Consider the following 18,149-nt stretch of genomic DNA (forward strand, 5'->3'; position numbering starts at 1 on the left):
CCGCACAAACAATCAGTCGGACTGGACCACTATGTTGGGAATGATGTTCGCCAGGTTCAGCCTGTTTCTGGCAATACTGGCACCGACCCGCCGCGCAATCGAACGATAGTGCCCTGCTGCCGTGCTTTGCGGAGCGGCAACGACAGTTGGCGTACCCTGATCCGTCATTTCACGGATGGCCAGTTCCAGCGGCAGTTGCCCCAGCAGTTCGGTGTTGTAATCCTTTGCAATACGCTCACCACCGCCGGCCCCGAATACCGCCTCTTCATGGCCACAATTGGAGCAGACATGCAGGCTCATGTTTTCAACCACGCCCAGCACCGGAATGTCGACCTTGCGGAACATTTCGATACCCTTTTTGCAATCGAGCAGCGCAATATCCTGAGGCGTCGTCACGATCACCGCACCCGATACCGGTGCTTTCTGCGACAGTGTCAGTTGAATATCACCTGTGCCCGGCGGCATATCGATCAACAGATAATCCAGATCGTGCCAATGCGTCTGAGTCAGCAACTGCTGCAGCGCACCACTGGCCATGGGGCCCCGCCACACCATCGGCGTGCTGTCGGTAACCAGAAAGCTCATCGACATCGCCTGAATTCCGTGCGCAGTAATCGGGATAAAATACTTTTCCTGATCCACATCCGGGCGCTGCCCTTCAGGAATCCCCAGCATCATACCCTGGCTCGGACCATAGATATCCGCATCCAGAATACCGACACGCGCTCCTTCGGCAGCGAGCGCCAGCGCAAGATTGACCGCAGTGGTCGATTTACCGACGCCGCCCTTGCCGGAAGCAACCGCAATGATATTACGCACCTCAGCCAGTCCAGGAATCTTACCTCCGGTCGGATAGGCTGAAATATGCTGCTCTATCACCACCTCGGCAGTGACGCCCGAAAAAGCGTCCTGCAACAGCGACTGCAACTGGCTGCTCAACGCCTGATGATAGCCGGAGCAGGCAAAACCGAGCTGAATCACCACACGAATATGAGACGGGCTGATATCCAACGCCTTGATCAGCCCGATATCCCCCAGTGCGCAATTCAGCTCCGGGTCTTGATAGTTACCCAACAGATCACTGATCGCCTCATTACTCATTTCGGTCATCTACTCTGCTCCTGTTATGAATATATCCGCCGCCGCACTCAGCTCAGACCGATAATATCCAACTGATTTACTGGGAATTATGCCGCATTCTTCGGGTCACTCACAAGCTACCAAAGTAGGGGCTATTCAATAAGAGGCTATTCACGCAGACTTCTCTTACAGAGGAATCTTCCAGAACGCAGCCAGCGTACCAAGCACCGCCAGAGTGGCCAGTAGCACCAGCAGAATCAGAGATGGCATCTGCAACCAGGCACTGATAACCGTCAGCATCAGGAAGAACAGCATCGCAATATTTTGCAGAAAGTTACTCCCTGCCAACACCGTGCCCAACTGGTCACGAGGGGCGTGTAACTGCATCAATGCATTCAATGGCACTATCACCAGCGCACCACCAAAGCCGATGATGAAAAACATCAGGGCCGATGGCAGCAGATGCGAAAACAGCGGCAGCAAAACCAGACCGAGTGAAATCAATACCGCACCGATCGGTACCAGTCGCTGGCGAATTCCTTTGGCCGACAACCTTGCCACCACGATGGAACCGAGCATGATACCGATTCCAGACATCGCCATACTGCCCTGAATAATGAAAGTATTCAGCTCACCGATATGCTCTTTCACATAGGCGGGATAAACAGCCACCATCACCTGACTGATCGACCAGAACAGAGACAGACCAACCACAGTGGCCAGAATGACTCTTGAGCCGATAATACGCTGCAAATTTCTGCGCAGCAGATCACCTGAGATGTAGGCCTTCCAGTCAAATGCCGACGGGGTGAAGTGCATGAACTGCCGTGACAGACGCAATGTCAGCAAGAAAGAGACCGTGGTGCAAAACACCAGCAACCAGCCCAGTGGAGCGATCAATGGCAGGATCTCTTCTGGTGGCCGGTTAACCACCTCGATACCAGCCAACAATGTTTCGAACAGCAACGAGAAAAACACGATTCCCGACAAAATGGCCACAATGGTGACAGCCTGCAACCAGCCATTACCGGCACTCAAACGATCATCACCGGCAATTTCTCGTATATAGCCATACTTGGCTGGCGAGTAAATCGCGCTCTGAATCGCCAGCACAAAGGTCAGCACAAAGGCGGTCACAAACCAGCCTCGGTAGTAACTCAGTGTAATCATCAACGCCAGCACAATCGCAACTGCTGCCATCAACTGCATCACTCGCGCCTTCGGGAAGCGATCCGAGAGGTATCCGGCTGGCGAGAAAAAAAGAATGAACGGCATCAGAATCAAGGCATTAACCAGCGCGGTCAACCAGATCTGTTCAGGGCCATCATAAGATTTGAACAGTGTATTCTGGATCACGATCTTATGACCGAGATCCACCAACGCATTGATAAAGGCAACCAGTATGAACGGAATAAATCCCGGCAGTTTCCACAGGGGTTTCAATCTGGCCGGAACTGCCTGGTTTGCATCCTGCTCCACTCGTCACCTCCTGCAGATTAGCGCCGCGTCAAATAGACACCGCATTCAAGATGTTCGGTATAGGGGAACTGATCGAAAATGGCAAACCTTTCCACACGATGCGTCTGGCTGATCACGCCAAGATTGGCATGCAGGGTATCCGGATTGCACGAGATATAGAGAATATGATCATACTCTGACACCTGACGAACGGTTTCATCGTCTAGCCCAGACCGAGGCGGATCAACCAGCACTGTTGTGAAGTCGCAACTCTCCAGATCCAGGCCGTCCACTTTACGCGTCTGCTTCTCGCCCTTGAGCACCTGAACCAGATCTTCGGATGGCATACGCAGGACATCGATATTATCGATGCCGTTTTCTTCAATATTGAACTGCGCCGAACGAACCGACACTTTGGAGATCTCTGTCGCTACCACACGTCTGAAGTTCTGCGCCAGTGGCAGCGTGAAGTTACCATTGCCGCAATAGAACTCAACAAGATCGCCACCAGTATTGCGTGTGGCATTCAGGACCCAGCCGATCATCTTGCGACACACGTCGGCATTGGGCTGGGTGAAGCTGTTTTCCACCTGTTTGTAACGATAGAGGCGGCCGTTGATATCAAGCGTTTCGATCACATGCTCTCGATCCAGAACATGCTTGCTCTTGCGTGAACGGCCGACAATATCGATATTGAACTCATCCCGAAGCGGACGCACAGCCTCAACCCAGGATTCATCCAGCGGTCGATGGTATAGCATAGTCACCAGCAACTCGCCTGACAGCGTACTGAGAAAGTCTATCTGAAAAAGCTTGAAGCGCAGAACAGGATCAGGACGCAACCTCTCCAGCAGCTGAAACATCATGTCATGAATACGGCGCGATACCATCGGGCAGCTTTTCAATTTGACCGGGTTGCGATTGTCGCCTGGCTCAAACATCACATAATCGAGATCATCACCATCATGCCAGACTCTGAATTCGGCACGCATGCGATAATGCTCTCGTGGCGAGTCAAACACCTCGATCTCAGGCAGATCAAACCCCGCAAAGGTCTCACGTGTACGTACAAGCTTCGCTTGCAGCAGGGTTTCATACTGAGTTGGTTCAACCTGAGGAATCGCCATTATCCGCCTCTGAGTCACATCTGTTTCGGGGCTGGCGATTCTAGCAGGATGATGCGATCTTGACTAATTGTCTGAGGGCCAGACTACTTGAGAGTCAATCAGGCGTGCGTGGGTATCTGACTGGCATACTCATGTGCCATGCGATCCCATTCAGATAATTTATCCAGCATACCGATGCGGGTGATGTAATCACGTGACAGTCGCCCACCAAGATTACAGCCCATGGCATTAAATAAGGGAGGCAACATGGAGTCAGCCACATGCACGGCTGTCAAAGGGGTAAACTCGGTATCACCCGACGCCATCGGAACATGATGAAACAGAATTGCATGGATGGTTTCAGGCGCCAGACTCCACAAATCCAGAAGATAGGCACCCGCCTGAGGATGGGTGACGCCCATCATCATTTTTTCAACAACGTAAATCGGCTGCCCCAACTCCTGAGCACGCACCATGGCCTTGTGATAATTATCCCTATTGTTCAACGCCAGAATCATCATACCGATATCATGTAACAAACCGGCTGTCCGCGCCTGCCCCTGAATCTGGCGGTTAAAACCAGCACTCTTGCAGATATCAGCAGCAAACTGACTGACAACTATTGATCGATTCTGCAGTTGTTGAAAGGAGAAGCTGCGCCAACGATCATCCTGCGGAAATGCCTCGAATACATGAATACTCAACGCCAGATCACGGACTGCTCTGAGTCCCAGTAATTTGACGGCCTCCTTAAGTGTGGTCGGTGTATTGTACCCGCCGCTGAAATAGGCAGAGCTGACCAGCTGCATGATCTTGGCAACCATTGCAGGATCCTTCTGCAAAATATTGGCAACCTCTTTTACACCAGCCACTTCAGATTCAAGCACCTCATTCAGCTCACCCAATACCTCAGGGAATGAGGGCAGATGGCCAACTGACGAGATAAACTGACGCAGCTTCTTATCGTTGATCAGTTCCTCAGCCTTCAAAGCGCGTTTGATCGCCTGCTGAAGATCATTCAGATCGCAATCCGGTTGTAATATGCTATGTACAACTTCCGAGGCGATACCCGCCTGCAAAGCACTCAGCTCACCAGAAAGAAGTATTCTCGCCAAACCCGGATAACGCCTGCGAACCTCTTTAAGAAACCCGACAGCCTTATCAAAGGCTTTATCTGAGCGTACAATCAGCACTCGACAGTCATTACGCTCGATTTCAGCCCAGGCATTGTCGATATTGGTAACCCGGACCTTATCTCCGGCAGGCAATATCAGATCAGATGACTCGTCGTTTGAATCAAGATCGCAAAGTATGCTGAATATGCCAGTGCTCTCGGCCGCCATGTTTAAACCCAATAGATTCTAGTATAAAAAATAAGACGTTATCTCTCACCAAACTGATCGAAGCGTTTTAAAAACCGACAATGGTTCATTAGGCATAAAAATCAGCGTAGAATCAAGCCCAATAACTCCATTTAACATCCCTGATTAGAGTTCAAACGGAAAATGACCGACAGCACGCGTAAGATTCTTGTCACCAGCGCCCTGCCCTACGCCAATGGCCCGATACATCTGGGCCATCTGGTCGAATATATACAGACCGATATCTGGGTGCGCTTTCAGAAACAGCGCGGACACCAGTGCACCTATGTCTGTGCAGATGACGCACACGGCACGCCGATCATGCTCAAAGCAGATCAGATGAACATCACTCCTAAAGAGCTTATAGACCAGGTCAGCGAAGAACACCAGCGGGACTTTTCCGGTTTCATGGTAGGTTTTGACAACTACTATTCAACTCACTCGGAAGAGAATCGCCACTTCTCTGCTCTGATCTATGAGCGCTTGCGTGATGCCGGGCATATTGCCCGCCGCACCATCACCCAGGCCTATGATCCTGAGAAAAACATGTTCCTGCCAGACCGCTTCATCAAGGGCGATTGCCCCAAGTGCGGCGCAACTGACCAGTATGGCGATTCCTGCGAAGCTTGCGGCGCCACCTACAGCCCGATCGAACTGAAAAATGCCTACTCCGCGATCTCCGGTGCCAAACCGATCGAGAAAGATTCCGAGCATTTCTTCTTCAAACTGGCCGACTTCGAGCCCTTCCTGCGTACCTGGGTCAATGAGCATGTTCAGACACAGATGATCCACAAGCTGGAAGAGTGGTTTGAGTCCGGACTGCAACAATGGGATATCTCTCGCGATGCGCCCTACTGGGGTTTTGAGATTCCGGATGCACCGGGTAAATATTTCTATGTCTGGCTGGATGCACCTATCGGCTATATGGCCAGCTTCAAAAACTGGAGCCTGCGTAACAATATCGACTTCGACAGCTACTGGCTGCCAGGATCCGATGCCGAGCTTTATCACTTTATCGGCAAGGATATTGCCTACTTCCATACACTGTTCTGGCCAGCCATGCTCAAAGGTGCCGGCTTCAGAACCCCGACCGGCGTATTCTGTCACGGTTTCCTGACGGTGAACGGGCAGAAAATGTCCAAGTCACGTGGCACCTTCATCATGGCAAAAACCTATCTGGAGCATCTGCGCCCTGAATATCTGCGCTACTACTTTGCCTCCAAACTGGGTTCCGGTATTGATGATATCGACCTGAACATGGAAGATTTCAGACTCAAGGTCAACGCCGATCTGGTCAACAAGGTCGTGAATATCGCCAGTCGCTGCGCCGGATTCATTCATAAGAAATTTGATGGCATGCTGGACACCAGCCTGGCTCAGCCCGCGCTCTATCATGAAGCGGTTGCCCATGGCCGAAGCATTGCCGAAGCGTATGAGAAGCGTGAATACGGCCGAGCGATGCGCGAAATCATGCTGGTTGCCGATAAAGCCAACCAGTATATCGACAACGCCGAACCCTGGGTGCTGGCGAAACAGGAAGGCCGCGAAGCCGAGGTCCAGGCGTGCTGCACGATGGGCATCAACCTGTTCCGCGTCATCATCAGCTATCTTGCACCGGTACTGCCACAAGTTGCCGAAGAAGCTGCTGAGTTTCTGAATCTGGATGGCTTTGACTGGAACGCCATCGAGACGCCACTGCTTGGCCATCGCATGAACAAGTTCAAGCCGCTGATGCAGCGTGTTGAACCAGAAGCGATTGAGCGTATCGTCGAAGCCTCTAAAGAAAATCTACTGCAGAGCCCTCAGGTACAAAAAGCCGAAGCAGAAAAAGCAGCACCTGAGTTTGAGCCGGTAGCAGACACCATCGAATTTGCAGATTTTGCCAAGGTTGATCTTCGTATTGCCAGGATCGTCAAGGCTGAAGCGGTCGAGGGAGCAGACAAACTGCTGCGCCTGACACTGGATATCGGAAGCGAAACACGCAATGTGTTTGCCGGTATCAAGTCTGCCTACAAGCCTGAGCAACTGGAGAACAGACTGACTGTCATGGTGGCCAATCTGGCACCACGCAAGATGAAATTCGGCATGTCCGAAGGCATGGTGCTGGCAGCAGGCCCCGGTGGGCAGGAGATCTGGCTGCTTGAGCCCCATGAAGGCGCTCAGCCAGGTATGCGCATTCGCTGATTTCAAAGATTAGAGATCAAAATTCAGGAAAAATCATCATCAGGAGTGGCAAGGAGGACCTCAAGCGGGTCACCTTGCCGCCCGGCATACCGGCCTCAGTCACTGTCCACTCTTCCTAAAGGCACTACTCCAACTCCATCTGGTCAATACAATTGAGATAAGTACAGTGTAGCTGTTTACTGCTACATTGATATCAAGGAGGGAATAGGATTCATGCCGGATAAATCATTACAAAAACGAGACGACAAGCAGGCAATTGATCAATTCATCGAGCAGGTGAAGTCGTTGCCGAGCACCACATCCAGTAAAGGACGAATGATTTTTGCTCTGGATGCCACCGCCAGCAGAGAGGCCACCTGGGATCAGGCCTGCCAGTTGCAGAGCGAACTGTTTATGGCCACACGCGAACTGGGCGGCCTTTCGATACAGTTATGCTACTATCGCGGCTTCGGAGAGTTTCATGCCGCCGACTGGATCACCGATACACGCCAACTGCTGAACCAGATGAATCGTGTCACCTGCCTGGGCGGCCATACTCAGATTCGCAAGGTGCTGACACAGGCGCGGAAGGAAACCCGGATCCAACCTGTCACGGCTGTCGTCCTGATAGTGGACTGCTGCGAGGAATCAATTGATGATCTGTGCCAGCAGGCTGGCGAACTGGGAATGTTGCGCACGCCGATCTTTATATTTCACGAAGGCGGTGACTCTCATGCCGAAGCGGTGTTTCGCCAGCTGAGCAAACTATCTGGTGGTGCCTATGCTCCCTTTGACAGCAACAGTCCGGCCATGCTGAAGGATCTACTCGCAGCCGTGGCTGTCTATGCTTCTGGTGGCAAGAAAGCGCTTGAGCACTTCAGCGCACGGCAAGGGCAGCACATCAAACGTCTGACCAAGCAGCTGCACTGAAACCACAGAGTAATTGTACTGAAAATGCATTGAACAGGAGAGTGACTTGCACCCTTTCGGATTGATCGTGTTAGGAGCCATCGCACTGGCTGGCTTTATCTGGTTCCGCAACCAGAGCGCACAACAGAAACCCATGGCACTGGCCAAACTGATTCTGGTATTACTGGTACTGGCGCTGGTTTACCTGTCGATCAGTGGCCGTTTTCATATTCTTGGCGCTTTGGTAGCCCTCTCTCTACCTTTTTTATCGAAAATGGCTCCTGTCCTGCTCAAGCTGCTGCCCTTCATTTCTCTCTGGTACCGCAACCGCAACCGCACCAAGCCTTCAGGGAACACGAGCGCTAATCGATCACGCGTCAGCAGCAGCATTCTGGAAATGACTCTTGATCATGACAGCGGTGAGATGCAAGGGCGCGTGCTGGAAGGTCCTATGCAGGGGCAAGAACTGGATGCGTTATCAGAAACCGATTTTATTGAGCTGCTGCGTTACTGCCGTCAGCAGGATAATGATTCGGCCCGTCTGCTGGAGACCTATCTGGATAAGCGTTTTGGCGATAGCTGGCGTCAGGATGATCCGGGCGGAGAAGAGGGAGATAACCTGCACGGGAGCTCAAACAGTGACCAGATGAACCGTGATGAAGCGCTGGATATACTGGGCCTTACCCAAGGCGCAACACGTGACGAAATCATTCAGGCGCATCGCAGACTGATCCAGAAAGTTCACCCGGACCGAGGTGGCAGTACCTACCTGGCCACCCGCATTAATGCGGCCAAGAAGATACTGCTGGGGAAATGAGTTAATGAAGAGAGAGTTCAGGGCAACTCTCTGAATCGTCCTGTTCGCCAGGGTATCGGATCTGAGGCAGGCACCAGTGTCAAACCACCCTGCCCATAGCTGGGATGATATCCCTGTAACACCAGCACACCATTGCCAGCATGGTGAAAACTCAACACCTCCTGCCGCAGGCCCGCATCACGCTCATCCAGCGAGACCAGCAAACGCCCTCCGGGCAGTAAACGCCAACCACCTCGGCTGACCATAACCGGCTGACCGGTGAGATAATCCTCCAGCCACTCAGCCCCACCATCAACGGACAGATTCAGTGTGATGGCACGGGTAGTGGTTTCAAGCGGCAACTGATATTGCTGATGCAGGATCAACCGGTCGAGATCACCCATTCGGGCACAGCCGCGAAAGAAGCGCCCATCCAACTCCATCTCGGCACTGAGCCCGATCCAGACATCCCCCTCACGACACGCCAGCGGCCTTATACGTAACAGCAGACGATGCTTACGCTCCTGATCCAGAGACACTTCACTCTCCCAGACCCAGTCGCCATCATCGCGGCTCACCGCAGTGCGCGGAAAACGAACCAACTTCAGACCATCATAGTCATGAACATGAATATGATTTTCCTGAATATCTGCCGTCCAGAGCGGATCCAGGCCAGAGGCACGCAACTGAACCTCACGAAGATGGTGCTGACAGCTGCTCAGATCACCGCCGATCAGTCGTAGCTGCCTGACACTGAACCCTTCAGCATCATCCCCACTGGCATCACCATCTTCAGCGCGTGAAATCCACTCAGCATAAACAGACTCGCCCTCTTTAAGACCCAGCCGCTTGAACTGACTATCCAACTGGCCGGGCCATTGAGACAGTGTCTGCCACTGCGAACGATGACACTCTCGAAAGCGGTATCCCTCGTCGGTGGCAACAACCAGCACGCGCTGATACAGATCCGTGTCGCCGCGGCTGCCGATATCCAGTGCAGCGCATCCACCGAGTGAAAATAACAGTGGAAGCAACAGTGGAAACAAGCAATTTCGAATCGCCTTTCGCATACTATTACTGAATATCCAGCACACGTCCTGCAATATTGATAACATCCAGTACGGTTCCCTCTCCCTTCATCACTCTGAGGATTCTGTCGCCCAGAACTATCAACTCAGCCTCTTGATGGCGGCCATCGACACGGCGCAGAATATCCGGTGATAAAACCTGAGACTGGCGATAGAGATGGCCATCCAGCACCTCTCCTCGAGCCACTTTTTTCTGCCAGCCCGGGGGCAACTCCCCACCACGTGCCAGTTTTTTCTGCAGACCGGGTGGTAACGATTTCTGCTTGCCATTTGACTGCGTTGTACTGGTCGGTATGCCAAACACCTCTTCCAGCACAATTCCGATGATACTCTCAGTCTGAGAGTCGGTCAGCGCCGGCAACAGATTTCCGCGTGTAACTGCATTATGTCGATCAGCCCGCTCACTCCGATCGGCCTGAGCCACCATGAAAGAGGCCTGACCTCGTGAGGCCGACCCTGGTGGTGAAGCCCAGACACTGACCGAAATGCTGAGCATAATCAGGGCTAACAGATAAGTTTTCATGACCATCTCCTTTTTTCATAACCTGGGTTCAGCTTAAGGGATAAAGCATGAAGCCAGGCTGAATACTTAGATAAGACCCATCAACACACCCGTCAGTTCTCTCAAACGCTGTAATTGCAGTCGTTTACCTTGCAAACCTGTTGCTGCCTGCACCTCATCTGCCGTCATCTGTCTTAGTATTCGATTCAGCAAAAGTATCTGATCCTGCTCACTCAGGCGGGCTTTATGCCATTGATGAATGCTTGCCCTGACCAGCTTCTGTAACGCCATCAGGTTGCTCTCAACAGTTCGATGATGGCTTACAAAACCCTGCAGACGCTCATGACTGGTGGCATCCAGCGGCTCATCTGCAGCTTCATAATCAGAGCTGACACCTGCTGCCAAGAGCTGTACAGCCAGAGGCGCTTCAAGCAATCGAAGCGAGGCCGGTAGACGCATCAGCAGACTCTGCCGATATTGTTGCCGGGCATGGGGGATCCACTCCTCGACCACCTGAGTCAACGGCCTGAGCATCACCAATGGGAAAGTACCCGTCACGGAATCCCGCCGATCTCCGAGCCTGACCGGCTGAAATCCATTGCGCTGCCAGAATCCAACCACCTCGGGCGTTGCAGCAAAGCTGGCACCACAGTAATCCACCTGCTCAATACCGGCTTGTTTGATCACCTGTTGTAACAGTATTGATCCAAGATGATGGCGCTGCAACTGAGGCTGAACAGCAATGCGGATTATTCGCCACGCACGCCACCCGCCGACCTCCCGCCAGCCCTCCTGAGCGATGAGCGTCTGTGGCAACAGGTCGCCATTTGGCCGGCGCCTGCCCTGCCAGACCTGCTCGCATAGATCATCCGGTAACGCTCCTTCCATAGCGACTAATGCCGTGGCAATAACCTGATCATCATGCTGCAAAGAAAAGATACGAATATTGGGGCTATCAAGCAAAATACGCAGATCACCGGGTGTGGTGCGATAATGGGCCACTATCAACAAGCCAAACAGACTCCGCAACAGATCTGGATGCAACGCCAGGTCTGACGCGTGCCATTCATGGAAATCCGCTGAATCAGGCGCAACCTCCTTTATCAACTGCGGCTCAGCATCCAGTAACAGAACCCGATAGGCAAGCTGCTCAAGTGGATCGTTGGCAGCCCAGCGCAAGGGTTGCGACATGCGCAGATCAACCCAGTCTGGCGCATAGTCTTCCAGCGCTTGAAGAAAGCGCAGCGCGAACCCCCGACCATTGCCCTCATAGCCATGTAGTGTCGTGACAAACACCTGCCGTGGGTAATGATGCAACAGTAGACTGAGCAGACTCACCGGTAAGGCGGCCGCTTCATCCACCACCAGCAGATCCATCGTAGGCAGTTCACGCTGCAGCCGATCAGGGGCCAGATAGATAACCTCAACGCCTCCTGATATCCAGTGGGAGGAGCTGATAGTGGTTGTATCGGTCAGGCGACTCATCTGCGCAATAATAACGTCGACAGACGCACGGGAAGGGGCAGTAATGCAAACCCTTAACGGTTTTTCAGTCTTCAGCAAACCCAGCATCAACCCGATTGCACTGCTTTTGCCACGACCCCGGTCCGACGACAGCACAGCACTGAACCGACGGCGCTTCATCAGCCCCAGCAGCCCCTCCACAGAACGGCACTGATCCTGACTCAGATAAGGAGACTCGGCCAACTGCTGCGGAACACCGGCCTCTGTGATAACAGAATCTGGCTGCGGCGATAGATCAGAATTCTGCCACCAGCGCAACAGCTGCTCAGTTGGCATGCTCAGCAACTCGGACAAAACGAAACGGATAAAATGCCCCGAGATCTGCTCCGGGCTGTAATTGGCGCTGCACAAAGCAGCATACTCGGGATCAGGAAAAGAGGGCCAGTCATCCAATGCAGGCGTCAGCAACAGAAACCAGCCGCCACCCTTAAGCGTACCCACTATCTGACCGAAACTATTGGGATTGAATCCGGCATGGGCATCGAAAATAACCATCTCGGAAGTACTGCCCATCCGCTCAGGAATAGACTGAGCAGCGACAGGTGTTAATCCGGCAATGGAGCGATCACTGACCAGTACCGCATCAGTTGAAACAGAGAGATGAGACAGGATTTTTTGTACTTCGAGCGCGCACCATTCAGCATTACCTGCCACCCAGATAATCCCGCGATGGCCGACACGGCAAATATGATCGCCCATGCGATCAACGCAACGCATATCCATAAATTAAAGCTGGTAGTTCATGGTCAGAGCATCGGCCTGCTCTACCTGATACACAACCTGACCGGGTGACGTCGAAATAGCGTCAGCATAGAGCGCATCCAACCTCTCCAACGCCTTGATTGCCGTGAGTTCTGCAGTGGGTTGCAGAGTCCATCCAGCAAGCGTGAAGCGGACGCCCTGATTGCCGAATTTCTCCTGCAACAACTGAACACACCTATCGGCAAATCGACCGGCATGCTCATTGGTTGAAGGCAGCAGCAATCCGATACTCCTGGCATCATATCGCCCTACCTGATCCCCCGGACGACTGATCATCTGATTGACCTGTTCTACGATCTGCGACAACAGCGACGTATTCACAGGCTCACTTCCCAGATCAACATGTAACCTCATGATCGTCAGAGGCGCCAGCTCACGAACAGCCCGTCGACACTCAGTGTCGAGCAGATGCCTGAACCATTCACGACTCACTGCGCCTGTTTCGGGGTCTATTTTACCCAACCGCTCCAGCTCATGATCAAACCACTGCTTCTGCTGTCGCAACTGGCGCTGCAGAGACCGGTGGTTGAGGTACATCATCACGGTAGCGGCGACAAGCAGCAGCGACACAATGATCGCCACCACTGGAATCGGGTTCAATGCTGAATTCATAGATACCAGGCTCCCGCCGTTCATAACCCGCCCAGGCCCAAAACTGAGACAGAGCTCGATAAACCAAGATTAGCCGATCAACTGCCTCGATGAAACCGGAAAACCTTTTCAGGTTAGGCAGTTGCCGAAGCTTTCTCAGATTATCACTCTTTTTTAACTATTTCAGCCGCCTCGGCAATAACAGTTCAACACATCTATTTTATCTGACGTGAAACTCAACTATTGTTAACAGATAACACACTCTAACGGAGAGCTGCAATGCAACGACTGATGATCCTGCTGATTGCCATCCTGATTCTGGTTGGTGGCTACCTGATTCTGGATCCATTTTCAGAATCAGATCCTTCCTCAACGGCAAGCACGCCAGCTGCATCCAGCCCAATAGCAGACAGATCAACCGCAGAGGGTGTCACACCTTCATTATCAGATCAAAATGAGGCCTCAGCGCCGTCAGTGTCCGGACAGGTCGTCACCATACCTGAGGCCAGCACAGAGCCCAACGAGATCTCCCCCGAAGAGCGTGCCGAAGCCATCGCCCACATCACCACACTGGCACCACAGCAATCTGATCAACCAATAGATGTCAGAGAGGCCAACCATTTTGTCCGCGGCGACCAGATGCTGACACTGCCACCAAGGCGAGTTGATACGGCAAGCTCCGAAGTCCTGCAGGAAGATTCGACACCCGCTGCCAGTTTTGCCGTTGAACTGACATCATCTGTGCAGGTACAGAATGCTCAAACATCAACACAACAACCCACTCTTTCCAACCAACCCAATCAACTGATCGTCGAACAACCGATTCCACCCGGATCTGAGAGTCGTTCAGGAACACTGGTAGTGCCTGATACATCCGAATCGACAGCGAGCACAAGCAACAACGGCCAACTGACCTCTGTTGTAAATGAGATGCTCAACCTGGCTCCAGACTCCGGCCGGATCAACCCCGGTGGCAGCGGCAGCCTGAGCATTCCGGCCACCAATCTGTCAGCAGGTGGGCAGATCCGATTACAGGAATTGTTCCCGGATCCCGATCAGGCAGCAACCTCCTATTACTATATACACTCAGTCACCGACGCTGATCGTTTTGGCATCTGGGGCATCCTGCGTCAGGGGTTGATCGAAACCTTTGCCGAAGGGATACAGATCAGCGAAGTGTCACAATTTTTGAGCGCACAGATTCCTGAGGATGCCGATCGCTTACAGGAAGATATGAGCAGCTCCTATCTGGGCCTGTTCCTGCATCAAAAGGTACTGGAGTCGGTTGTCTATAATTTTCATCAGGGACTGATCGGCCAGAACCCTCATCTGATAAAGCCCGGCCAGGAGTTAGTCATCATCAACTTCAAAGAAGAGGAACTGGTTGGCGTGTATAACCACTTCGCCCGCTCTCAATAAAACCATACAGGATATTACCGTGATAGATCTCTACACCTGGGGAACACCAAACGGCTACAAAGCATCAATCATGCTGGAGGCCTGCCGTCTTCACTACTCGGTTCATCCAATCAACATCCTGAACGACGAACAGTTTACGCCTGACTTTCTGCGCATCAGCCCCAACAACAAGATTCCGGCTATTGTGGATCATGATGGTTTTGACGGCGAACCAGTCACACTGTTTGAAAGCGGTGCCATTCTGATCTATCTGGCCGAAAAGACAGGGGAATTTCTTCCCACCAACAAGCGCAAACGACTTGAGGTGCTGCAATGGCTCATGTGGCAGATGGGTGGCTTTGGCCCTTTTCTGGGACAGGCGCATCATTTCAATCGATTTGCGTCGGAGCAGGTACCCTATGCGATTGAGCGCTATAACACTGAGACCCGACGACTCTGGGGCGTTCTCGACAAACAGCTTGCAGGAAAACAATTTGTCGTAGATGATCTCAGCATTGCCGACTTTGCGATTTTTCCCTGGGCCAACCGTTTCGAATGGCAACAGATCAACCTGAACGATTTTCCTCATGTTCAGGCCTGGATGGAGCGCATGCTGCAACTTCCGTTTGTTCAACGCGGACTTCAAATACCCTGACACCGATCACACAAGAAGGACCCTATGCTGACAAGCCGTCTTATCGGCCACCGTGGTGTGGCCAGCCTTGCACCTGAAAACACTCTTGCCGGCATTCGTCTGGCGGCCGAAATGGGCGTTAAATGGGTCGAACTGGATGTTACTCTGCTGGGTGATGACACACCTGTTTTGATTCACGATGCCGATCTTGAACGCTGCTCCAGCTCAGAAGGGCTTGTGATAGAGCTGAGAAGGCAGGATCTGAAAGGCATCGATGCCGGAAGCTGGTTCTCCGAAGAATTCGCGGGTGAGCCCCTGCCGTTGCTGAATGATGCCCTCACATTGATCAACCACCTGGGCCTGGGACTCAATCTTGAGATCAAGACGCACTCGGTCGATCCTGACAAGATCACTCGTATCGTGCAAGCCTGCCTGACAAACAATCCCCTCCCTGCTGACAAACTACTGATCAGCAGTTTTGAGCACGACACGCTGCAGGCCTGGTACCGCACAGAGAAAAAAACGCCACTTGGATACCTGGTTGAAGCGCTGCCTGATGACTGGCAGCAGCGACTGGATATGATTCGTGCACGCAGTCTCAATTTTGACTGGCAACAAGTCAGCGCCAAAGAGTTCATGATGGTGAAAGATGCAGGCTTTGAGCTCTACAGCTATACCTGCAATGACCCGGATCAAGGTGCGCTGCTGTGGCAGCAGGGAGTCGATGGCGTGATCACCGATTACCCGCAACGTTTCCCGATAAGTTGATCCGCCGTTCAACTCTTCCGGTTACAGCTCTGGACAAACCCCCAACAGATATATATAATACGCACCTCTTTTGTTGGGGCGATGCTGCTGTGAGTGCAGCCATGCCTCTTAGCGTAACTGAGTGACTTCTCTCTCACAAAGTCCTCAATTCATCAGGTAAGCATTCACAGCATGTCAATTATTGAAAACACCCCCGCTAAATTTAGTGATCTGGGGCTCTCTGCTCCTATTCTCGAAGCTCTGAACGACGTCGGATACGAAACTCCCTCCCCAATACAGCTAGGCGCGATTCCACCACTTCTCGAAGGACGTGATCTTCTGGGCCAGGCTCAAACGGGTACGGGTAAAACAGCCGCATTCGCACTGCCTTTGTTGCAGCGTCTTGATCCGAGCAAAACTCATCCGCAGTTGCTGATTCTGGCACCAACGCGTGAACTGGCGCTTCAGGTCTCCACGGCTTGCGAAAAATACTCCAAGCATCTGACAGGCATTCGTATTCTTTCCATCTATGGTGGACAGGGTTATGACGAGCAGCTGCGCGGCTTGCGCCGTGGTGCACACGTTGTTATCGGCACACCAGGTCGCGTCATGGATCACATCCGTCGTGGCACACTGGCACTGGATCGTCTACAGACGCTGGTACTGGACGAAGCCGATGAGATGTTGCGCATGGGCTTCATCGACGATGTCGAGTGGATCCTGCAGCACACACCTGCTCAGCGCCAGATCGCCCTCTTCTCTGCGACCATGCCTCCGGTAATCCGTCGCATTGCAGACAACTATCTGACTGAACCTGCTGTCATCAAGATCGAGAGCAAAACAGCCACCGCCAGCACCATTCGCCAGCGCGTCTGGACCGTTCGCGGCATGACCAAGCTGACTGCAATGACCCGTCTGCTGGAACTCCAGGAGCACGAAGGTGCACTGGTCTTCGTTCGCACCAAAAATGCGACTGAAGAACTGGCAGAACAGCTGACTAAAGCGGGCTTCCCTGCTGCAGCCCTGCATGGCGATATCGCCCAGGCTCAGCGTGAGCGCGTGGTAGAAAAGCTCAAAAGTGGTGAGCTGGATATTGTAATCGCAACTGATGTTGTTGCACGTGGCCTTGATGTCGAACGCATCACTCACGTTATCAACTATGACATCCCTTACGATGCCGAATCCTATATTCACCGTATCGGTCGTACCGGTCGTGCCGGTCGTGATGGCGATGCCATTCTGTTTGCCGCACCACGCGAACAGCGTCTGCTTCAGCAGATTGAGCGCACCACTCGCTCACCGATCGAACAGCTGATTCTGCCAACAGCCAAGCAGCTCAACGAACTGCGTGTCGATCGCCTGAAAAAACAGATCAGTATTGCTGCTGAAGCATCTGATCTGGAGCAGTACCTGCCACTGATCGAATCACTGGTCGGAGAGCAGGAGCTGTCACCTGTTCAGGTTGCTGCAGCCATTCTGAAAATGATGCACAAAGACAAGCCGCTGTTCCTGAATGAAAAGGAACCTGCACCTGCCACTGCGCGTGAGCGTAGACCTCGTGAAGAGGGTGCAGAGCGTGGCAAACGTCGCCCAGCAGGCGGTCGTTCAGATGCACCAGCTGCCGGCATGCAGCGTTTCTGGTTGGGCGTTGGTTACCAGCATGGCGTGAAGCCAGGCAACATCGTTGGCGCGATTGCCAATGAAGCCAGCGTTGACAGCCAGCACATCGGCCGTATCGACATCAACGAAACCTACAGCACTGTCGATCTGCCAAGCAGCATGTCACCTGACTCCATGCAGGTACTGAAGCGCGCTCGCATCTGCGGCCAGGCACTGAACATCCGCCCTTGGCAGGATGACGTCAAGGACCGTGGTGCTGATCGTAGCGGCCCCGCCAAAGCCCGTCGCAGACCACCGACTTCTAAAGCCGGTGCACCTGCGACAGCACGCGCACGCTGATAGCTGATAGCTGATACGCGTATCGAAAGGCAGACTGAGTAACCCTCAGTCTGCCTTTTTTGCTTCTATCC

15 protein-coding genes are annotated in these 18,149 nt (G+C 52.8%); 7 read left to right on the forward strand and 8 right to left on the reverse strand.

Annotated features, from left to right (window positions below):
- Positions 1-12 precede the first annotated feature (12 nt).
- From apbC to ACK3CJ_RS13170, 4 genes are all read right to left on the reverse strand, one after another.
- On the reverse strand, positions 13-1,110 hold the full coding sequence (gene apbC / locus ACK3CJ_RS13155; RefSeq protein ID WP_409522672.1) for an iron-sulfur cluster carrier protein ApbC: 1,098 nt from the start codon (positions 1,108-1,110) through the stop codon (positions 13-15).
- A 156-nt stretch (positions 1,111-1,266) separates the two neighbouring features.
- A complete protein-coding gene (locus ACK3CJ_RS13160) occupies positions 1,267-2,559 on the reverse strand; it encodes an MFS transporter (RefSeq protein WP_409522673.1) in 1,293 nt (430 codons plus the stop codon).
- Between the two features lie 17 nt (positions 2,560-2,576).
- The gene (gene trmA / locus ACK3CJ_RS13165) at positions 2,577-3,665 is read right to left on the reverse strand and encodes a tRNA (uridine(54)-C5)-methyltransferase TrmA (RefSeq protein WP_409522674.1); all 1,089 of its coding nucleotides are present in this window, start codon (positions 3,663-3,665) and stop codon (positions 2,577-2,579) included.
- A 98-nt stretch (positions 3,666-3,763) separates the two neighbouring features.
- The gene (locus ACK3CJ_RS13170; RefSeq protein ID WP_409522675.1) at positions 3,764-4,987 is read right to left on the reverse strand and encodes an HDOD domain-containing protein; all 1,224 of its coding nucleotides are present in this window, start codon (positions 4,985-4,987) and stop codon (positions 3,764-3,766) included.
- A 162-nt stretch (positions 4,988-5,149) separates the two neighbouring features.
- Here ACK3CJ_RS13170 and metG point away from each other — a divergent pair, with 162 nt between their 5' ends.
- From metG to ACK3CJ_RS13185, 3 genes are all read left to right on the forward strand, one after another.
- On the forward strand, positions 5,150-7,189 hold the full coding sequence (gene metG, locus ACK3CJ_RS13175) for a methionine--tRNA ligase (RefSeq protein WP_409522676.1): 2,040 nt from the start codon (positions 5,150-5,152) through the stop codon (positions 7,187-7,189).
- A 213-nt stretch (positions 7,190-7,402) separates the two neighbouring features.
- Complete coding sequence (locus ACK3CJ_RS13180) at positions 7,403-8,098, forward strand: VWA domain-containing protein (protein WP_409522677.1); 696 nt, start codon at positions 7,403-7,405, stop codon at positions 8,096-8,098.
- Between the two features lie 46 nt (positions 8,099-8,144).
- Positions 8,145-8,894 carry a DnaJ domain-containing protein gene (locus tag ACK3CJ_RS13185; RefSeq protein WP_409522678.1) on the forward strand — a complete coding sequence of 250 codons (750 nt, stop codon included), beginning with the start codon at positions 8,145-8,147 and terminating at the stop codon, positions 8,892-8,894.
- 17 nt (positions 8,895-8,911) lie between these two features.
- On the opposite strand, the gene ACK3CJ_RS13190 is transcribed toward ACK3CJ_RS13185, so the two are convergent.
- The 4 genes from ACK3CJ_RS13190 to ACK3CJ_RS13205 all read right to left on the reverse strand — a co-directional run bounded on the left by ACK3CJ_RS13190 (position 8,912) and on the right by ACK3CJ_RS13205 (position 13,361).
- The gene (locus ACK3CJ_RS13190; RefSeq protein WP_409522679.1) at positions 8,912-9,919 is read right to left on the reverse strand and encodes a hypothetical protein; all 1,008 of its coding nucleotides are present in this window, start codon (positions 9,917-9,919) and stop codon (positions 8,912-8,914) included.
- Between the two features lie 28 nt (positions 9,920-9,947).
- Complete coding sequence (locus tag ACK3CJ_RS13195; RefSeq protein WP_409522680.1) at positions 9,948-10,484, reverse strand: hypothetical protein; 537 nt, start codon at positions 10,482-10,484, stop codon at positions 9,948-9,950.
- Between the two features lie 66 nt (positions 10,485-10,550).
- On the reverse strand, positions 10,551-12,710 hold the full coding sequence (locus ACK3CJ_RS13200; RefSeq protein WP_409522681.1) for a tRNA(Met) cytidine acetyltransferase TmcA: 2,160 nt from the start codon (positions 12,708-12,710) through the stop codon (positions 10,551-10,553).
- A 3-nt stretch (positions 12,711-12,713) separates the two neighbouring features.
- Positions 12,714-13,361, reverse strand: a complete 648-nt coding sequence (locus tag ACK3CJ_RS13205; RefSeq protein ID WP_409522682.1) for a GGDEF domain-containing protein — start codon at positions 13,359-13,361, stop codon at positions 12,714-12,716.
- 258 nt (positions 13,362-13,619) lie between these two features.
- Here ACK3CJ_RS13205 and ACK3CJ_RS13210 point away from each other — a divergent pair, with 258 nt between their 5' ends.
- The 4 genes from ACK3CJ_RS13210 to ACK3CJ_RS13225 all read left to right on the forward strand — a co-directional run bounded on the left by ACK3CJ_RS13210 (position 13,620) and on the right by ACK3CJ_RS13225 (position 18,078).
- On the forward strand, positions 13,620-14,759 hold the full coding sequence (locus ACK3CJ_RS13210) for a hypothetical protein (RefSeq protein WP_409522683.1): 1,140 nt from the start codon (positions 13,620-13,622) through the stop codon (positions 14,757-14,759).
- A 19-nt stretch (positions 14,760-14,778) separates the two neighbouring features.
- Positions 14,779-15,393 (forward strand): glutathione binding-like protein, encoded by a 615-nt coding sequence (locus tag ACK3CJ_RS13215; protein WP_409522684.1) that lies wholly within the window; start codon positions 14,779-14,781, stop codon positions 15,391-15,393.
- A gap of 24 nt (positions 15,394-15,417) precedes the next feature.
- Complete coding sequence (locus ACK3CJ_RS13220; RefSeq protein ID WP_409522685.1) at positions 15,418-16,140, forward strand: glycerophosphoryl diester phosphodiesterase; 723 nt, start codon at positions 15,418-15,420, stop codon at positions 16,138-16,140.
- 171 nt (positions 16,141-16,311) lie between these two features.
- Complete coding sequence (locus ACK3CJ_RS13225) at positions 16,312-18,078, forward strand: DEAD/DEAH box helicase (RefSeq protein WP_409522686.1); 1,767 nt, start codon at positions 16,312-16,314, stop codon at positions 18,076-18,078.
- The last annotated feature ends 71 nt before the right edge of the window (positions 18,079-18,149 follow it).

This window comes from Nitrincola salilacus (assembly GCF_046271865.1).
Taxonomy (GTDB): Bacteria; Pseudomonadota; Gammaproteobacteria; order Pseudomonadales; family Balneatricaceae; genus Nitrincola; species Nitrincola salilacus.